The sequence below is a fragment of the Bacillus cereus group sp. N6 genome (genome assembly GCF_016483705.1).
Lineage (GTDB): Bacteria > Bacillota > Bacilli > Bacillales > Bacillaceae_G > Bacillus_A > Bacillus_A wiedmannii.
Map to the genome: position 1 here is coordinate 1 of NZ_JAEHBI010000313.1, position 245 is coordinate 245.

The following is a 245-nucleotide window of genomic DNA, read 5'->3' on the forward strand; positions in this document are numbered from 1 at the left end:
CCCCCCCGCCCCCCCCCCCCCCGGGCCCCCCGCGGCGACCGCGGCCACTGTTATAGGCCTTACGCGCCCGCCCGCCGCTACTGGTCGTAGTCCGGGCGCTACTGGTGCTACAGGACCTCAAGGTAACACAGGTGCTACTGGTGCGACGGGGCCTCAAGGGAAACGCGCTGAGACACGTGCGACGGGGCCTCCAGGAAAAACAGGGGAGAGGGCGGCGGGCGGGGGAACAGGGGATAGAGGGGGGG

The 245-nt window shown here is 71.8% G+C and carries 1 pseudogene; it reads left to right on the forward strand.

Annotated features, from left to right (window positions below):
* A pseudogene (locus tag JDS99_RS31430) lies at positions 1–245 on the forward strand (hypothetical protein); the annotation flags it as partial.